Origin of the sequence: Sphingomonas sp. VDB2 (assembly GCF_047946695.1) — a bacterium.
Taxonomy (GTDB): Bacteria; Pseudomonadota; Alphaproteobacteria; order Sphingomonadales; family Sphingomonadaceae; genus Sphingobium; species Sphingobium bisphenolicum.
The window spans coordinates 3,087,167-3,102,469 of sequence record NZ_CP159615.1 but is presented as its reverse complement, the minus strand read 5'-3'; the positions used below and the strand labels follow the sequence as shown (position 1 = coordinate 3,102,469).

At 63.9% G+C, this 15,303-nt stretch carries 22 protein-coding genes and 1 tRNA gene; 5 read left to right on the top strand and 18 right to left on the bottom strand.

The window, feature by feature from the left end:
• Window positions 1-59: 59 nt before the first annotated feature.
• The gene (locus ABT375_RS15515; RefSeq protein WP_416463248.1) at window positions 60-1,262 is read left to right on the top strand and encodes a phospholipase D-like domain-containing protein; all 1,203 of its coding nucleotides are present in this window, start codon (window positions 60-62) and stop codon (window positions 1,260-1,262) included.
• A 35-nt stretch (window positions 1,263-1,297) separates the two neighbouring features.
• Here the strand turns inward: ABT375_RS15515 and ABT375_RS15510 are convergent, their stop codons facing one another.
• The 7 genes from ABT375_RS15510 to ABT375_RS15480 form a co-directional block, all read right to left on the bottom strand.
• Window positions 1,298-1,663, bottom strand: coding sequence for a hypothetical protein (locus ABT375_RS15510; RefSeq protein ID WP_261935574.1), 366 nt, complete (start codon window positions 1,661-1,663; stop codon window positions 1,298-1,300).
• A gap of 173 nt (window positions 1,664-1,836) precedes the next feature.
• Window positions 1,837-2,397: a hypothetical protein gene (locus ABT375_RS15505; RefSeq protein WP_416463247.1), complete on the bottom strand. Its 561-nt coding sequence runs from the start codon at window positions 2,395-2,397 to the stop codon at window positions 1,837-1,839.
• Window positions 2,390-3,742, bottom strand: coding sequence for a sensor histidine kinase (locus ABT375_RS15500; RefSeq protein WP_224548006.1), 1,353 nt, complete (start codon window positions 3,740-3,742; stop codon window positions 2,390-2,392). The genes ABT375_RS15505 and ABT375_RS15500 overlap by 8 nt, the downstream gene beginning before the upstream one ends.
• A complete protein-coding gene (locus ABT375_RS15495; protein ID WP_224548048.1) occupies window positions 3,735-4,451 on the bottom strand; it encodes a response regulator transcription factor in 717 nt (238 codons plus the stop codon). The genes ABT375_RS15500 and ABT375_RS15495 overlap by 8 nt, the downstream gene beginning before the upstream one ends.
• Before the next feature lie 98 nt (window positions 4,452-4,549).
• Window positions 4,550-5,380, bottom strand: coding sequence for a sulfite exporter TauE/SafE family protein (locus ABT375_RS15490; RefSeq protein WP_224548005.1), 831 nt, complete (start codon window positions 5,378-5,380; stop codon window positions 4,550-4,552).
• A gap of 290 nt (window positions 5,381-5,670) precedes the next feature.
• Window positions 5,671-6,786 (bottom strand): alanine dehydrogenase, encoded by a 1,116-nt coding sequence (gene ald, locus ABT375_RS15485; protein WP_224548004.1) that lies wholly within the window; start codon window positions 6,784-6,786, stop codon window positions 5,671-5,673.
• Between the two features lie 87 nt (window positions 6,787-6,873).
• Window positions 6,874-7,776: a peptidylprolyl isomerase gene (locus ABT375_RS15480; protein ID WP_416463246.1), complete on the bottom strand. Its 903-nt coding sequence runs from the start codon at window positions 7,774-7,776 to the stop codon at window positions 6,874-6,876.
• 105 nt (window positions 7,777-7,881) lie between these two features.
• On the opposite strand from ABT375_RS15480, the gene ABT375_RS15475 reads away from it, so the two are divergent.
• From ABT375_RS15475 to ABT375_RS15460, 4 genes are all read left to right on the top strand, one after another.
• Window positions 7,882-7,972, top strand: a tRNA-Ser gene (locus tag ABT375_RS15475).
• Between the two features lie 139 nt (window positions 7,973-8,111).
• Complete coding sequence (locus ABT375_RS15470) at window positions 8,112-9,491, top strand: tyrosine-type recombinase/integrase (RefSeq protein WP_416463245.1); 1,380 nt, start codon at window positions 8,112-8,114, stop codon at window positions 9,489-9,491.
• A 157-nt stretch (window positions 9,492-9,648) separates the two neighbouring features.
• On the top strand, window positions 9,649-9,831 hold the full coding sequence (locus ABT375_RS15465) for a hypothetical protein (RefSeq protein WP_416463244.1): 183 nt from the start codon (window positions 9,649-9,651) through the stop codon (window positions 9,829-9,831).
• A 14-nt stretch (window positions 9,832-9,845) separates the two neighbouring features.
• The gene (locus ABT375_RS15460; protein WP_416463243.1) at window positions 9,846-10,490 is read left to right on the top strand and encodes a Fic family protein; all 645 of its coding nucleotides are present in this window, start codon (window positions 9,846-9,848) and stop codon (window positions 10,488-10,490) included.
• Here the strand turns inward: ABT375_RS15460 and ABT375_RS15455 are convergent.
• Genes ABT375_RS15455 through ABT375_RS15405 form a run of 11 tightly spaced genes read right to left on the bottom strand, consistent with a single transcriptional unit; the run spans window position 10,487 to window position 15,291 of the window.
• A complete protein-coding gene (locus ABT375_RS15455) occupies window positions 10,487-10,675 on the bottom strand; it encodes a helix-turn-helix transcriptional regulator (protein ID WP_416463242.1) in 189 nt (62 codons plus the stop codon). The two genes, ABT375_RS15460 and ABT375_RS15455, sit on opposite strands and share 4 nt — an antisense overlap.
• A complete protein-coding gene (locus ABT375_RS15450; RefSeq protein ID WP_416463241.1) occupies window positions 10,665-11,453 on the bottom strand; it encodes a Bro-N domain-containing protein in 789 nt (262 codons plus the stop codon). The genes ABT375_RS15455 and ABT375_RS15450 overlap by 11 nt, the downstream gene beginning before the upstream one ends.
• Window positions 11,450-11,740, bottom strand: a complete 291-nt coding sequence (locus ABT375_RS15445) for a hypothetical protein (protein WP_416463240.1) — start codon at window positions 11,738-11,740, stop codon at window positions 11,450-11,452. Before ABT375_RS15445 ends, ABT375_RS15450 begins: the two co-directional genes overlap by 4 nt.
• Window positions 11,737-12,033: a hypothetical protein gene (locus ABT375_RS15440; protein WP_416463239.1), complete on the bottom strand. Its 297-nt coding sequence runs from the start codon at window positions 12,031-12,033 to the stop codon at window positions 11,737-11,739. The genes ABT375_RS15445 and ABT375_RS15440 overlap by 4 nt, the downstream gene beginning before the upstream one ends.
• Window positions 12,030-12,536, bottom strand: a complete 507-nt coding sequence (locus ABT375_RS15435; protein WP_416463238.1) for a hypothetical protein — start codon at window positions 12,534-12,536, stop codon at window positions 12,030-12,032. Before ABT375_RS15435 ends, ABT375_RS15440 begins: the two co-directional genes overlap by 4 nt.
• Complete coding sequence (locus ABT375_RS15430) at window positions 12,533-12,973, bottom strand: hypothetical protein (RefSeq protein ID WP_416463237.1); 441 nt, start codon at window positions 12,971-12,973, stop codon at window positions 12,533-12,535. The genes ABT375_RS15435 and ABT375_RS15430 overlap by 4 nt, the downstream gene beginning before the upstream one ends.
• Complete coding sequence (locus ABT375_RS15425) at window positions 12,970-13,440, bottom strand: hypothetical protein (protein WP_416463236.1); 471 nt, start codon at window positions 13,438-13,440, stop codon at window positions 12,970-12,972. The genes ABT375_RS15430 and ABT375_RS15425 overlap by 4 nt, the downstream gene beginning before the upstream one ends.
• Entirely contained in the window at window positions 13,427-13,678 is a 252-nt protein-coding gene (locus ABT375_RS15420; RefSeq protein WP_416463235.1) for a hypothetical protein, read from the bottom strand. Before ABT375_RS15420 ends, ABT375_RS15425 begins: the two co-directional genes overlap by 14 nt.
• A complete protein-coding gene (locus tag ABT375_RS15415; protein ID WP_416463234.1) occupies window positions 13,671-14,564 on the bottom strand; it encodes a DUF6551 family protein in 894 nt (297 codons plus the stop codon). The genes ABT375_RS15420 and ABT375_RS15415 overlap by 8 nt, the downstream gene beginning before the upstream one ends.
• Window positions 14,564-14,863: a hypothetical protein gene (locus tag ABT375_RS15410; RefSeq protein WP_416463233.1), complete on the bottom strand. Its 300-nt coding sequence runs from the start codon at window positions 14,861-14,863 to the stop codon at window positions 14,564-14,566. The genes ABT375_RS15415 and ABT375_RS15410 overlap by 1 nt, the downstream gene beginning before the upstream one ends.
• Window positions 14,860-15,291: a hypothetical protein gene (locus tag ABT375_RS15405; RefSeq protein WP_416463232.1), complete on the bottom strand. Its 432-nt coding sequence runs from the start codon at window positions 15,289-15,291 to the stop codon at window positions 14,860-14,862. The genes ABT375_RS15410 and ABT375_RS15405 overlap by 4 nt, the downstream gene beginning before the upstream one ends.
• Window positions 15,292-15,303: the final 12 nt, after the last annotated feature.

The following is a 15,303-nucleotide window of genomic DNA, read 5'->3' as shown; positions in this document are numbered from 1 at the left end:
GTCAATGAAAAGGCCATAAAGCCATGGCGATACACGAGCGAAATGGGCATGAAGGGGATATGGCGACCGTCGAGCCCGCCCCAGCCTGCGCGCAAGCGGACGATATCCGCCTGGACCTGCACGGCAATCATCTGCGCCTGATCGCGGAAGGCCCGGCCCTGCGCGACACGCTGATCGCCCTGATCGACGGGGCGCAACACAGCCTGAAGCTCTATTATTATATCTTCGCGGCCGACGGCAGCGGGACGCTGGTCCGCGACGCGCTGATCGCGGCGCGACGACGCGGGGTAGCGGTGACGCTGATGATCGACGGGTTCGGATCGTCCGCCACCCCCGACGCTTTTTTCGCGCCGCTGATCGAGGCGGGCGGTCATTTTGCGCGGTTCGGGACCAGCCGTTCCACCCGCTACCTGATCCGCAACCATCAGAAGATGGCGATTGCCGACGACAAAAGACTGATGATCGGCGGCTTCAATGTCGAGGACGGCTATTTCGGGATTCCCGCCGAGGATTGCTGGCGCGACATCGGCCTGCTGATCGTCGGCGGCCAGGTCGAGGCGATGACCCTCTGGTATGGCCAGCTATGGCGTTGGGGATCGACGAAAAAGCATCGCTTCCGCACTTTGCGGCGCATGGTCCGACAATGGCATCCGTCGCTCCATCACCACCCAGACGACCCGTTCCGCTGGCTGATCGGCGGACCGACCCGGCGCCTGAGCCCCTGGGCGCAAGTGGTGAAGCATGACCTGGAGCAGGCGGGGCGGGTCGATATGATCGCCGCCTATTTTTCGCCGGGACGCGGGATGCTCAAACGCATCGCCCGCGCCGCGCAACGCAAGGGCGCACGCATCATCCTGCCGGCCAGATCGGACAATGGCGCGACAGTCGCGGCGGCGCGATTGCTCTACGGGCCGCTCTTGCGACGAGGCGTGAATATCTACGAATATCAGCCGTGCAAGCTGCACATGAAGCTGATCGTCATCGACGATGCGGTCTATGTGGGATCGGCCAATTTCGACATGCGCAGCCTGTTCATCAATCTGGAAGTGATGCTGCGGGTGGAAGATGCCGTCTTCGCGGAAGACGTGCGCCAGTTCATCGGACGCGAGGCGGCGCGAAGCCGGGCGATCAGCCTGGAGGCGCATCGGTCGGGTCGCAGCGGGCTGACCCTCCTGAAACAGTGGATCAGCTATCTGCTGGTCGGCGTGCTGGACTATACGGTGACGCGGCGGCTGAATTTCCGCGACCCCGATGCCGATTGACGGGGAGGACAGGCCTCCCCCGTCAACAGTGCCGTTTAGCGGCCATTGTCGGTCAGCACGCGAACCTCGCCGACCGGATAGCCCTTTTCGGCCATTTCCTTGGCATAGTCGCCGCGAGCGTCGGCCAGCTCGGCGCGATATTCCTCCCAGGCGTCGCGATTATCCTCCGCGTCGGACGAACCGCGCAGATCGTTGGTCAGTTCCTTGCGCGCTTCGGCCAGATCGGTCTGATAGTTGAACCAGTAATCATTCTGCACGCCAGCGATCGGCGCCTGATAGACCAGTTGGGTTTCGACCCGGGCCAGCTGCTCTTCATAGCTGACCGGGCCTTCCTGCGCCATGGCGGCGGCAGGAGCCATGCCCAGCAGGGCGGTGGCGGCGATAAGCTTTGCGTACATCATGGGTTCTTCTCCTCTTCTGATCTGAACCATGCATGGCACAACGCGCCGACCCCGGCCCTTTTCGCCTGAACGGATATGCAGAATGGACGAAGCGAGGCATTGGGGCGACGGGCCGACGCGCGAAAATCCCCGAAAATCAGGGCTTATCGGCCTGAAGTCAGTCGATTAAAAGCCTAGCGGACCACCAGATAGAAAGCGGCAGGAACCGACCCGCCATTTTCGATCACGATGTCGTAGCGGTCGGTGAAAAGCGGCAGCCAGGCGCAGTCCGCCTGGGTGCCGCCGATCGGCTTGGCGCACAGGGTATTACCATCCGCGCCCTGCACCCGCATCGACAGATTGGCCGCGCCGTGAGCCGGGGCGACCGAAATCTGGGCGCGCTGTCCGGCGAAGAAAAGCTGCCGCACGGTCACGCTGTCCCCCGCGCCGAGCGATCCGCGCCGATAGGCCGGCCCCAGCGCACGGCCGCGAAAACCGAGCGCCGACTGAGTGACGCCATGATCCTGCGCCTCCTGCGTCCATAGCGCCGCGAGATCATCCTGCCCTTCGGCCGGGGTCGCGCCGAGCGCCTTGAGGATTTGCGCCGTGTCGAGCAGCGCGGCATGATCGCCATGGCCCTGCGCGACCTCACCTTCCATCAACGTCCGCAACACCGGATCGGCAGGCAGCATGTCGGCTGCCGGCGCGGCCGGTCCGGCGACAAGCAGCAATACCGGCAAGAGCAGCCTAATCATCGCGGTCCTCCGGCTGGAGCACGAACCGCGCACCGGGCGCGGCGTCCTCCACATGCAGCGACAATTCGTGCCGCTCTGCGATCGCCCTGGCGAGCGAAAGGCCAAGGCCATGCCCCCCGCCCCGCGCGCCGTCAAGCCGGACATAGCGTTCGAACACCCGCTCGCGGTCGGCCGGCGGGATGCCGGGGCCATTATCCTGCACCACGATATGCGGACCGGGCGCCAGTTCCAGCACGATGGAGCCACCGGTCGGCACATATTTGAAGGCATTGTCGAGCAGGTTGGACATGAGCCGGGTCATCTGCATCGGGTCGGCGCGCACGCGCACCCCTGGCGCGATCCGCGCATGGAAGCCGATGCCCAGATCCTCCGCGCTGGCGCCGTAGAGATCGGCCAGGCTTTCGGCAACGTCGCTGAGATCGACTTCGGCCAGACCGCGCAGGTCGCCGCGCATCGCCTGCGTGCCGGCAATATCGAGCAGCGAATCGAGCAGGCGCACCACGCTTCGGATTTCCGCCCGCGACTGATCCAGCGTGCGCAACAGCGCCTCGTCCTGCGTCCCCTCCATCGCCTTGAGGATGCGGGTGTCGAGATGCATCAGCGGGGTGCGAATCTCATGCGCGGTCTGGTCCGACACGGTGCGTTGCGCCTCGACCAGCCGTTCGACCTGGTCGAGCATGGCGTTGGTGTTGGCGGCCAGTTCGGCCAGTTCATCATTGTCCCCCGGCCCCGGCACGCGGGCGGCGATCCGGCCCGCGCGAACCGCTGCGAAGGTGGCGTTCACCACCTCCACCCGCGCACGCAGGCGACGGGCGGCGAAATGGCCGGCGATCAGGCTGAGAAGCGCGATGCCCGCCCCGGCGACGGCAAAGGCGGTGGCAAGCCGGGTGAGCAGCGCCTGCCCGCGATAGCTGCTGCGCCCCACCAGCAGGCGCGCGCCGGTACCGAGCTGGGTCGCGCGGGCGAACATGCGGTCGCCGTCGGGCAGGTTGACGTAGCGCGCCTCCGACACTTCGGATGCGATGACCGGCCAGCGGTCGAGATTGCCCGCCAGACGGCGACCGGCCGGATCGGTCAGCAGATACCAGCTACGTTCGCCATCCTCACGATACATGGCGAGGCGATCGGCGATCCGCGCCTTCAGTTCCGCCTCGTCGCTGCTGAGATAGATGTCGGCGAGTCCGGCCAGGTCGGTATCGACCTCCCGCGCCAGCATCGCCCGGCCATCATCCTCGACGATCTTCTGCACCACCAGGAACAGCGCCAGCGTGGAGAGCAGGCTGACCAGCAGCGCCGACAGGGTGACCCGCCCGAAGACCGAACGGAACAGCCCGGGTCTAGGCACTGCTGGCCCCTGCCCCCGCCGCAGCGATCAGGCGATAACCGGTACCCCACACGGTTTCCAGTACCGGGCCATCGAACCCGTCCTCCAGCTTGCGGCGCAGACGGCCGACATTCACGTCGACGACATTGGTCTGGGGATCGAAGCTCAATTTCCATACCTGCCGCAGCAGCATTTCGCGCGTCACCACTTCGCCGGCATGTTCCATCAGATAACGGAACAGTTCGAATTCCTTGGGCGAGAGCGGCAGATGCTTGCCCTGGCGAAAGGCCGTGCGCGCCTTCACATGGCATTCCAGGTCGCCAAACAGCAGCACCGGCTCATGGCTGCGCCGGCTGGCCCGACGCCACAGCGCGCGGACGCGGGCGACCAGTTCGTCGGGTTCGAACGGCTTGGCGAGATAATCGTCCACGCCGCTTTCCAGGCCCTCGACCCGATGTTCGCTGCGGCCGAGCGCCGACAGCATCAGCACCGGGGCGCCTACACCCGCCACCCGCAGCCGGGTGACGATGTCGATGCCCGACAGATGGGGCAACATGCGGTCGAGGATGATGACGTCGTGGCTGCCGCCACCGGCGCGGTTGAGGCCGGTGGCGCCGTCGATCGCCTGTTCCACCACCATGCCCGCGTCGCTGAGGATCGTGGCGATGTTGGCGCGCGCGGCCTCGTCATCTTCCACCAGCAATATCGAAATCGCGTCTGCCTGCGCCATCATGTCCCCCGGCTCGCAGATAACGCGAAAGGCCGCCAGTGACAAAGGCTGTTAGCCTGTCACTGGCGGCCTTTCGCGCAAAGCCCCGGCTTTGGCGTCTATATTTTGAGCCCGGCGCGCAGCATGAGGCAGCCGATTACGAGCAGATAGGCGCCGAAAATCTTCTTGAGCGGGCCGGCGGGCAGGCTGTGGGCGGCGGCCACGCCGAGCGGCGCGGTCAGCATCGACATGGAGGCGATCGCCAGCGTGGCGGGGATGTTGATATAGCCCAGCGAACCCCAGGGCAGGCCGCCTTCCTTCAGGCCGATGATCGCGAAGCCGATGGTCGTCGGGATGGCGATCAGCGTGCCGATGCCCGACGCCGTGGCGATCGCCCGGTGGATGGTGCGGCCGCACAGCGTCATCACCATGATGGCGATGGTGCCGCCGCCGATGCCCAGCAGCGAGGAAAAGGTGCCCAGCCCGCCGGCAATGCCCATGCGCAATATGCCCGACGGCATCGTGTCGCTGACGACCTTGCCGCTCACCCGGGGCAGCAGGAAGTTCAGCGACATCAGGATCACGCCGCCGCCGAAGATCATCTTCAGCGTGCGGCCGTCGACATGGCTGGCTAGCATCACGCCCGCGCCGCAGCCCAGGACGATCCAGGGCGCCCAGGTCTTGAGCACCTCGAACTCCACCGCGCCGCGCTTGGCGTGCGACAGGAGCGAACGGATCGAGGTGACGATGATGGTCGCCGCCGACGTGCCGATCGCGACATGGGCGATGGCGTCATGCGTGCCGCCGAGCAGCGGCAGCACGACCAGCAGGGCCGGCACCACGACGAAGCCGCCGCCAATGCCGAAAATGCCTGCGGCAAAGCCCGCGAGCAGGCCGGCGGCCAGCATCGCGATGAGCGGAATGAGCCAGGTCATGACATCGCCCTGCATTACAGCGCCCCTTCCTGCCCAGTGCGGCCAGCGCGCATGATGTTGCGTTCGCCTCTGCGGATCAAGGCGGCGAATATGGGGAAATCGACCATGACGTTAAACCATGCCTCTCTTCGGCGGAATCAAGCTGCATGGGGGCATGTGGTCATGTCCCCCTGTCCCGCTAGACGAACGAGGTGCGCGAACCCGCAAGCCACTGTCCCAAAGTCTGACGCATGGGAGAAACAAAATCGCGACGGCGACCTAGGCGTAAAAGGCAACGCCGGCCGGCCGACGGTCGATGGCGCAGGTTAGGCGATGGCGTCTTCCGCCGGCGTGTAGGGCAGGCCCAGATCCTGCGCGACAGCCTGATACGTGACCTTCCCGTCCCAGATATTGAGGCCGGCGCGCAGATGCGGATCGCGCCGCAACGCGTCCTTCCACCCCAGTTCGGCGATGCGCAGCGCATGCGGCAACGTCACATTATTGAGCGCATAGGTGCTGGTGCGCGCGACCGCGCCGGGCATGTTCGCGACGCAATAATGGACGATGCCATCGACGATATAGGTCGGGTCCGCATGGGTGGTCGCGTGGCTGGTTTCGAAGCAGCCGCCCTGGTCGATCGCGACGTCCACCAGCACCGCGCCCTTCTTCATGGTCTTCAGCATGGCGGCGCTCACCAGCTTGGGCGCGGCGGCGCCGGGGATCAGCACCGCCCCGATCACGAGGTCCGCCTCCGCCACGCATTCGGCCAGGTTGGCGCGGTTGGAAAACCGGGTCTTGGCCCGCGCCTCGAAATACATGCCGAGCTTTTCCAGCACTTCGGGGCTGCGATCGAGGATGGTGACATCGGCGCCAAGGCCCGCCGCCATCTGCGCCGCGTTGAAACCCACCACGCCGCCACCGATCACCACCACTTTGGCCGGCAGCACGCCCGGCACGCCGCCCAGCAGCACGCCACGCCCGCCATGCGCCTTTTCCAGCGCGGTCGCACCGGCCTGGATCGCCATGCGACCGGCGACCTGGCTCATGGGCTTGAGCAACGGCAGGCCGCCATGGACGTCGGTCACGGTTTCATAGGCGATGCAGGTTGCACCCGACGCGATCAGGTCGCGGGTCTGTTCCGGGTCCGGCGCCAGGTGGAGATAGGTGTAGAGGATCTGGCCCGGCCGCAGCAGGACGCGCTCCTGCGGCTGCGGCTCCTTGACCTTCACAATCATCTCCGCCTGGACGAAAATCTCCGCCGCGGTGGCGATGATCGTCGCCCCGGCCCGCTCATATTGCGCGTCGGTCGCCCCAATGCCCTCGCCCGCACCACTCTCCACCAGCACGACATGGCCGTGCGCGGTCAGTTCATGCACGCTTTCGGGGGTCAGGCCGACGCGATATTCGTGATTCTTGATTTCCTTGACGGTGCCGACGATCATCTGAGCCTCTCCAGAAATGGGCGCGGGTTGCGATCGCGCCGCTCTGGCGTCATGATAACGCAAGCGGGATGAGAATGTTCTCCGTTTTTAAGGCGCGGCCCTGACCGGCACCGGCGCATTGCACAGATCGACGCCGCCGGCCGGGCGATCGTAGAAATCATCCTTCCGGTTGGCGCGCAGGCGCAGATAATCGGCGAAGCTGGGCGACAGCGTGTCCATCACCTCGAAATGCGGCCTGTCGGCGACCGGCAGTTCGCTGGCGAGACGGACCGTCAGGATCGGCACCTGATGTTCGGTGGGGGTGTAAAAGCCCAGTTCGCCCGATCCGCGCGGCAGGCTTGACAGGTTGGCCATACCCTCGATCACACGCCCGACGACTGCGATGTTGCGGTCGAGCTGACGCGGCGCCTGGCCGATCACGGCATAGAGTTCGGCGCCCGTCCCGGCGTCCGGCGATATATTGCGCCCGACGCCGACATAGCCGTAGCAATGGGGCAGCCACGCCGACGTCCCGTCCATCGCCACCGGCCAGCCGCCGACAAAGCCGGTCGAGGGGGCATAGGGATCGGCATGGGGCAAGGGCGTGACCGCAAGCCGCCGCGTCGCCAGCGGCAGGGCATAATCGTCCGGGCTGGTGGCGGACAGGCCGGGCGGCATCGGCTTCTTCTCCGTCGCGTCGCCCCATTGCGCGACATAATTGTCCTGCACCCGGTTGATGCTGGTGCCGTCCCACCAATGCGCCTTCGCCAGCGCCGCGATATTGGCGACATGGCGCGGCGAAAAGCCGGGTGCGAGCTGGATGACCACGCGCTTGCCGCCCTCTATGGTCATCACCAGCAGTTCGTCCGCTGGTATCGGCCGCCATGCGCCCGCCGGCGCCTGCGCCACCACGGCGGCGGGCGTGGCGGGCGGATCGGTGGCGAGAGCCGGGACGGCAAGACAGGCGGAAAGGACGACGGCGGACAGCGCAAGCGCGAGAAGACGGTTCATGCACCGATCAAACAGCGGCGTCGGGATAAAGTAAAGCATCCCCTGCCCATACCCCTTGCCTAGCCGCACATCGCACGATAGGGAGCCGCACTTCCAGTGCAATGCGGAGCGGTGGCCGAGTGGTCGAAGGCGCTCGCCTGGAAAGTGAGTATACGCCAAAAGCGTATCCAGGGTTCGAATCCCTGCCGCTCCGCCATTATACCATATCCATACATCTATAGCCGTCTACGGACCCTTGATTTTCTGCGGTTTTTGGGCAATCGTTCCCGCACTGTTCTCCACAGGCGTCTACTGGCGTCGCGTGGTCGACATGGTAGGAGCCATGGTATCGGACCATGGCCAACATGGTATCGAACAAGATGCTGAACGATGCGAAGATTAAGGCCGCCAAGCCCCGCGATAAGGATTATCGGCTGACCGATTCCGGCCAGCTTTACCTGCAGGTATCTCGCGCCGGTGGGAAGCACTGGCGGATGAATTACACCTTTGGGACAAACGCCAAGGGCAAGCCTGCTCAGAAGACGCTGGCCTTCGGCTCTTACCCCAGCATCACGCTGGTCACCGCGCGCGGGCTCCGAGATGATGCCAAGGCGGTGCTGGCGCGGGGCCTCGATCCGGCCGTGGAGCGGAAGAACGAAAAGCGCGCGCAGGTCGAGGCGGTGGTCAACACCTTCGAGACGGTCACCCGCCAGTGGCACGCGAAGCAGAAGCCGCGGTGGTCGAAGATCCATGCGGCCGATGTCATCAAGAGCCTGGAGGAGAATATCTTCCCGAAGCTCGGCGACCGGCCGATAGGCGACATCAAGGCGCCCGATGTCCTGCAACTGCTGGTCGCGATCGAGCAGCGCGGCGCGATCGAGACGGCGCATAGGATCAGGACGCGATGCTCCGCCGTGTTCGTCTTCGCCATTGCGTCAGGCCTGTGCGAACACGATCCGGCCGGCAGCCTGGGCAAAGCGCTCGCCCCCAAGCCCCGGTCGAAGAAACAACCGGCGATTGTCGATGGCCACGACACAATCGACCAGCGCATTTCCGCTATCCGGCAAGTGTTGATCGACGCGGAGGCCGAACGTTGCCGCGCGATCACGAAGTTCGCTTTGCGGCTGCTGGCCCTGACCGCCACGCGGCCGGGCGAAATCCGATTTGCCGCGTGGTCGGAGTTCCTGGGCATCGATTGGGATAGGGGGACGGCGAAGGAGCCGCTCTGGCGTATCCCTGCGGCGCGCATGAAGGGCGATGAGGACCGCAAAGCCGAAGCGGAGGGCGACCATCTCGTCCCGCTATCGGCGCAGGCTGTCGAATTGCTGCTGGAACTGCGGCCTCTGTCTGGCGATCTTGACCTGCTGTTCCCCGGCGAACGCCATTTGCATCGGCCGATTTCTGAAAACACGTTGCGCGCACTGCTGATCCGGGCTGGCTATTATCAGCGCCACGTCCCGCACGGCTTCCGCGCCGCCTTCTCCACCATCATGAATGAGCGCGCCAAGCTGCTCAAGAACCCGGACGATCGCGCCGTTATCGACCTGATGCTGGCGCATGTGCCGCAGGGAACGTCCGGATCAGAGGGAAGCTATAACCGGGCGTCCTATATGCCCCGTCGGCGCGAGCTGGCGCAGGAATGGGCGGACATCCTCGTCGGTGACATGTGGCCGCCCGCGATCCACTTGGGCCAGCCAATCCGGTATGCCGCGACGGGAACAGGGCGCTACATGTGATCGTCTATGACACTATATGATCGTATATAAGAATATATAAATGAGCCGAACGGAGGCACCAACCATTGCAAAGTTCGTTAACCTGGAACATGTACAAACCATCGATCGAGCGTTTAAACGCCGATCGAAGATATCGCACCGCCATGGAGGATTAGCTATGCCGACGAAGATCGATACCGATCCGGCCCTGTTGCAGCGCCTCGCTGCGGCAGCCAAGCACCCGGCGTCAGGATCGCAACTGCGCAAACAGCGCGTCTCGTTCATTTACGGCAATCTGCCGCAAGACAGCACGATCACGCGCGACGATATTCGGCGCGAGCTCGAAACCATCAACGGCTAAGAAGAGCGCGCCGAATGATAGTCTTTGACCTCGTAGAGACGGAATCCCATCCGGCCTACGAGGCATTGGCCATTGCCAATTTGAATCGCCAGTACGATTTCCTACGCTCGGTGGTAGGTGCGTCCTTAGCCTTGAATCGGCCAATGCTGTCGCTAGAGGTAATACTAGCGCTTAATTATCATGCAATTTCGTGTCTGCACGCTAATGCGGGCCAACTCAGGCCTTGCGCGGTTTATGTAGGACGGCCACCTGAACAATATAAACCGCCTGATCACGTCCGCGTCCCTGCCCTCATGAGCTTGTTTGTGGACGAGGTTAACAGATACTGGGATCAAAGCGATCCGGTTTTTCTGGCAGCCTTTGTCTTGTGGCGGCTGAACTGGATACACCCGTTTATAAATGGCAACGGCCGGACTGCGCGGGTAGTCTGCTATTTCGTGCTTTGCCTTAAGGCTGGTAATTGGCTCGGTGGTGACGTCATTTTGCCCGAGCTCATAAGAGCTAATCGACCCGAGTATGTTGCGGCGCTGAAAGCCGCAGATGCCAGCATAGAGGCGGGACCATTAAATCTATCTGCCCTTCATAGCTTGCTGTCTCGTCTGATAGACGAACAGTTGGCCTCTGACGGCGAATCGGCGCCTGAGGGCGGTGCGATTTAAGCGGCGCGCTGCTGCTCCCGCCAAGCCCGAACTTCCGCCGCGTCCCAGCGGCTGGCATGTCCGCCGGGCTTGTATTGCTTGGGGAACTCTCCGCGCTGGATCAGGCGGTAGATCATGGCACGCTTAAGGCCGACGATCGCTTCCACTTCGTTGATCCGAAGCAGGCGATCGGGATTACTGGCCATTGAACGCCTCCTTGGCACCTGCGCTGATAAACCTCAGCTTCCCCTGCCCCATGCGCTCTGCGACGTAGGCCTCGATCTCGGTCCGGCCGCCGTCGGTCAGCCAGCGGCGAACGACGGCTTCGACATAGATCAGCACCTTGCAGGAGCCATGCGGCGTCCGGTGCGGCAAAATGCCCCGGTCCTCATGATAACGGCGGATGCGGCGTGTGATGAACTGGATCAGGCCCCGGGGGCGCTTCCCCTTGGTATATCCTGCCATTTCAGCGATCTCCAGAGCACTGACGCCTTCCACCAGCTTGCGCCGGTCGGACAACATCCGTGCATCGAGCAACCTCTCAATCATCGGTTCTACCAGCGCCGGCAGCGCTTCATGCAGTTCGGCATGGGTCACGCGCTTAACGATGCCGCCCAGCGTCGATCGCGCGGCCGGGGCGAAATTGTTCACGACGCCGTCGGATACATATGATCCGGTCCTGATGACCGACGGTAGGACTTCTTCGAACATCCAGCGCTCCATACGCTCCGCATCGGGCAATGCACTGCCCGCGATCAGGCGCAAGACATCGGGCATGAAGAGGATGCGACTATTTTGTGGTCCTCCAGGCGACGGAAGGGGGTGGTGTTTCGCCACCCCCTTGCAGTGCTGCTTCATTGCATTGGTCGGATCTGCATAACCCAGTCGCAGGCATACATCCTTGCCTGCAAAACCCGGCTCGCCCTCAATGATGACAGATCGGATCGGCGCGCCCTCGAAGCTCAGGTCGATAACATCGTTCATTTCTGCACCTCGACGTCAAATGCCGGGCCACATACCTGCTTGCCATCCGGCGCCAGACGGGGCGACAACGCTCCGCCCTTCGTCTCCAGATACTGGCATCCGGTGCCGTTGTCAGTGCGCAAGCGCATACCGCTGCGCGCGCCTGACGGCGGATCGGTGGCGTCCCGCGCGGGCGGCGAAATCCATTGCCAGGCTGCCAAACCCAGCGCCGCGATGATTATCCATTTCCCGATCGCGCTGAGCGCGCCCTCGGTCAGTTGCTTGCCGATTTTCTCGACAGGTGTCATTGGTTCGCCTCCGCCGCAACGGCCGCCATCGCCTGCCATACCTCCGCGACGCCAAGGCCGGGACCGAGCCGCTTGATACCGCCGGCCAACTTCGCTTTATCGATTACGTCCCACGCCGCTGCGATCATTTCGGGCGTCGGAAGATGCGGCGGCGCGTGCGAATTTCGGACGAAGTCGCCTTCGACCTTGGCAATGATATCGCGGATCAGCTTGTTAGGAACCTGCCGCATCCCATGCAAAATCAAGAGAGCCGCGATCTCGGCTCGCAGGCTTCTGTTATCGGCGATCGTCATTGCTCTTCCTCCCGAACGCTCGGATGGAGCAGTGCCCGCGTTTCCGACGATCGATGCTCGCAGCGGGACATCCGGTACTTCACGTCATCCAGATATTCGGCAACATCGCGCTCTGCATCGGTATAGCCTGCCGAATACGCAGCATGGCTTTTCGAACCTGCATCATATCCCGCGTGCCATGCCGTGCTGACGGTCACGTCCTCTTCGGTGGTGCCCATCAATTCGGCCATGCCCTTAAGGTCGATCGGCTTCGCTGCGGCCCGCAATGCTTCCACAGCCTCCTTCGCCACGATCTCCAGCGCGTCGAACAGCTTGGCCTCGGCGTCGATGCAGTCGCTGAGAGTGCCGGTAACGGTCGCCATGTCCTGGGCTTCCCGACCGGTGTCCTTCCCGAATATTTCGGACACGGCATTGGTGGTGGCAATCATGTGCCGCCCGATCGGCTTGCCGGTGATGTCGCACGCGGCCTCAAGGCGGGCCGCGAGGTCGAGAAGGTCGGTCATTGCGCCCCGTCCTTCAGGAACGGGCCACCGGGATTGTTGAAGGCATAAATCAACTGCTCGATGCTCAGCGGCCAGTGATCCGCAGCGACTTTTCCCGCTGTCCTGCAATAGGCGACGAACGCGGGGCCATCTTCGTCATCGGTCGAGACGAAGCCCGACCATTCGTCAACCGCGCCGCACAAGCCTTGCGCGAGAGCGTGAGGGACGATCGTCGCGATCCTGTCGCCGTTCTGCGCCGTCGTCACCGGTCGGTTGTCCCGATCGAAGTTATGGGCGTGTTGCGTCATTCTTTTGGCCGCGTCAGCTTCGAGAAAGGCGGCAGCAAGTTCTTCGACATCGACCCAAGGAAAGTCCGGCGCGGAATGCGGCGGTGAGAAAAACGTAACGGGCTTACCGTTGACTTCGGCGCGAGTGAGTATCTTGGCGGGGGTGGTCATTGGGATTCATCCTCGATCAAACAGGGGTAGATGCCGGCCATGTCGGACAGGCAGGCGAGGCACTCGCAGACAGGTGCGCCAGTTTGACGCACCTGTATTTCAACCGCCGCATTTTGCTGCGGTTGAACGACGGCCTGCAACGGTTCCCACGGGTCAGGCATGACAGGGGCGGGTTCTCCCGCCACCACGACGCGCTGTTGCACGCCGGGATTGCGCCAGCGCTTACGGCCGCGCCCGAACGGGATGGCTACGCGGATCGCGCCCAGCGCCTTCAGGGTGCGGCGGACGATGGCGATATTGTTCTTCGGGCCGTGGGCGGTGTCGCCCGGCGTTCCTGGGATTGTCACGAAGCGTTCCCTTCCGTTGAAATGAAGGACTGCGCGCGGGTGGCGACCGGTCCTGTCAAAATTGACGGTCGCGCCTGGCCAGCGCCTGACCTCTTGGCGGATATCGTCATCGGGCTTCATCGGCCTGCCTGCGATTTTCTCGGCGATGATATTCCAAGAGGAACCTGCCGACCGCGTGAGCAAGTATAGGATCATCCATAATCTCGACTGCCAGCGCTTTTGATTGGTCGTCGCCTGAGTGAGACAGCATCAGGTTGCCTGTTTTCGGGTCGTTGGTCAGGCCGTTGCCAAGGCCTGACCACTTCTCGATCCAGTCGACACCACGCAAATCTGCGGCACTGGTGAAAGCCTCATCCATCGACCGCCTCCCCTTCTTCCTCGTAGGCCATCAGCATCACTTCGCGCAGGGCCAGCGCCCGCTCGTCGCCGCCGCTCTTCACCTCGCTAAGGAAGCTCGCCCATTCGCGCTGGTTGCGCTTGAGCAGCGCCCGAAACATGCGCTCCGGGTCAAAGCCTTCGGGCGGGTTGATCGCGAGCTTGGTCAGCGCCGTGAACATGCTGGCGCCCGCGTTCAGAACCTCGTCGGGGAATGCCTCCTGCATGACGCCCAGGGCGTCGGCGCAGACCTTGGCACCATGCTTGCGCAGGACCTTCGATATCGCGCTGGTGAAGGCGACTTCACCCGGCACCCAGCTTTGCGATCCCGTCTTGCGCGACACGGTGAACCCGGCGTCTGTGATGATCTGGGCAATCTGGATCGCCTCGCCATCGCCGCTGGCGATAGCCGCGTGGAAGTCGTCCAGCCGGTTCATCGGCTTGCGCGCCCGGTTCATGGCGACGAACATGGCGGCCTCGTCCGCGACGCTGCCATAGACGCCGACGCAGCACGGCAGGAACGGGATATCACCGCGCAGCAGCGCCGCCGCCAGCCGATGCTGACCGTCGATCACCCATAGCGACCCGTCATCCCGCTTCGACACGACCAGCGGAAGGCACATGCGCCAGTCCCAGCCGGTGGCGATCCTCTTGATCAGCGCTTTGCTGGCACCGTTGTCGGTGGACCGCTGGTAGCTGTCGTCAAGGCGCAGTTCGGACGGATGCCGGTTTTCTACCGATGGAGGATTGCCCTTTGCGACCGGCCACCTTTTGGCGGCAGGCCTCGCGTCGTCCTTCACCTCCACGTAGCCCTCGACAACCGCCACAGGGGTAACTGGCGTCGGGCGCACGCCTGAGCGAACAATCATCACGCACCGCCTTTCGAGCCGGGCGACATCGGGGGAATGTCGCCCGGCCCTCCCGACCGCCGGGGTGAGGGGGCGGCGGCCGGAATGGGGTCGGCTTCGGCTTTCGCGCGAAGCACTTCCTGAAATACGATCATGACGCTGCCGGGACGCTCGGCGGCTTGCGCCTCCGCCACGGTGACGGCCTCGTCCAGCGTTGGGTAGCGCGTGCGCGGCAATGTGCTGCCAGGCCGCTGGGTGCGGCCCTTGCGGGTCACCATAAAGGCCGGGATGTTGGGCACGGTGAGGCGGACGTTCGTCATTCGCCGTCTGCCATCGAGACGGCTTCGCGCAGCACGACCTGGGCGTCCTGCACCAGACAGACACAGGCGCCATGGTCCTGTCGATCAACGCCTTCGGGGATGCGGTGGATAACGCCCATGGCGTCGACCGCCCGGAGCATCGCCCAAGCGCTGCGGGCGCATTCTGTCAATCTGCCCAGCTTCTCCTTCAATTCCCCGATCGTGCGGATGTCGTCGGGCGAGCGGGGGCTGCCGTCGGGATATCCAGCGATTTCGCAGAAGCGGCCGAACGCCTTCAACTGTGCGGTGGCGGCGTCCATCTTTTCGCGCGTCGTCGCGGCGGTTCGTGCGCAGATGATATTGTGTTCCGCGATTGCGCTTAGATAAGCTTCGTAGGCGGTGACCTCGGCGGCGGTGTAATCGCGCGCGGTAGTGTCGGCGGTAGGCATCGGGCTATGCTC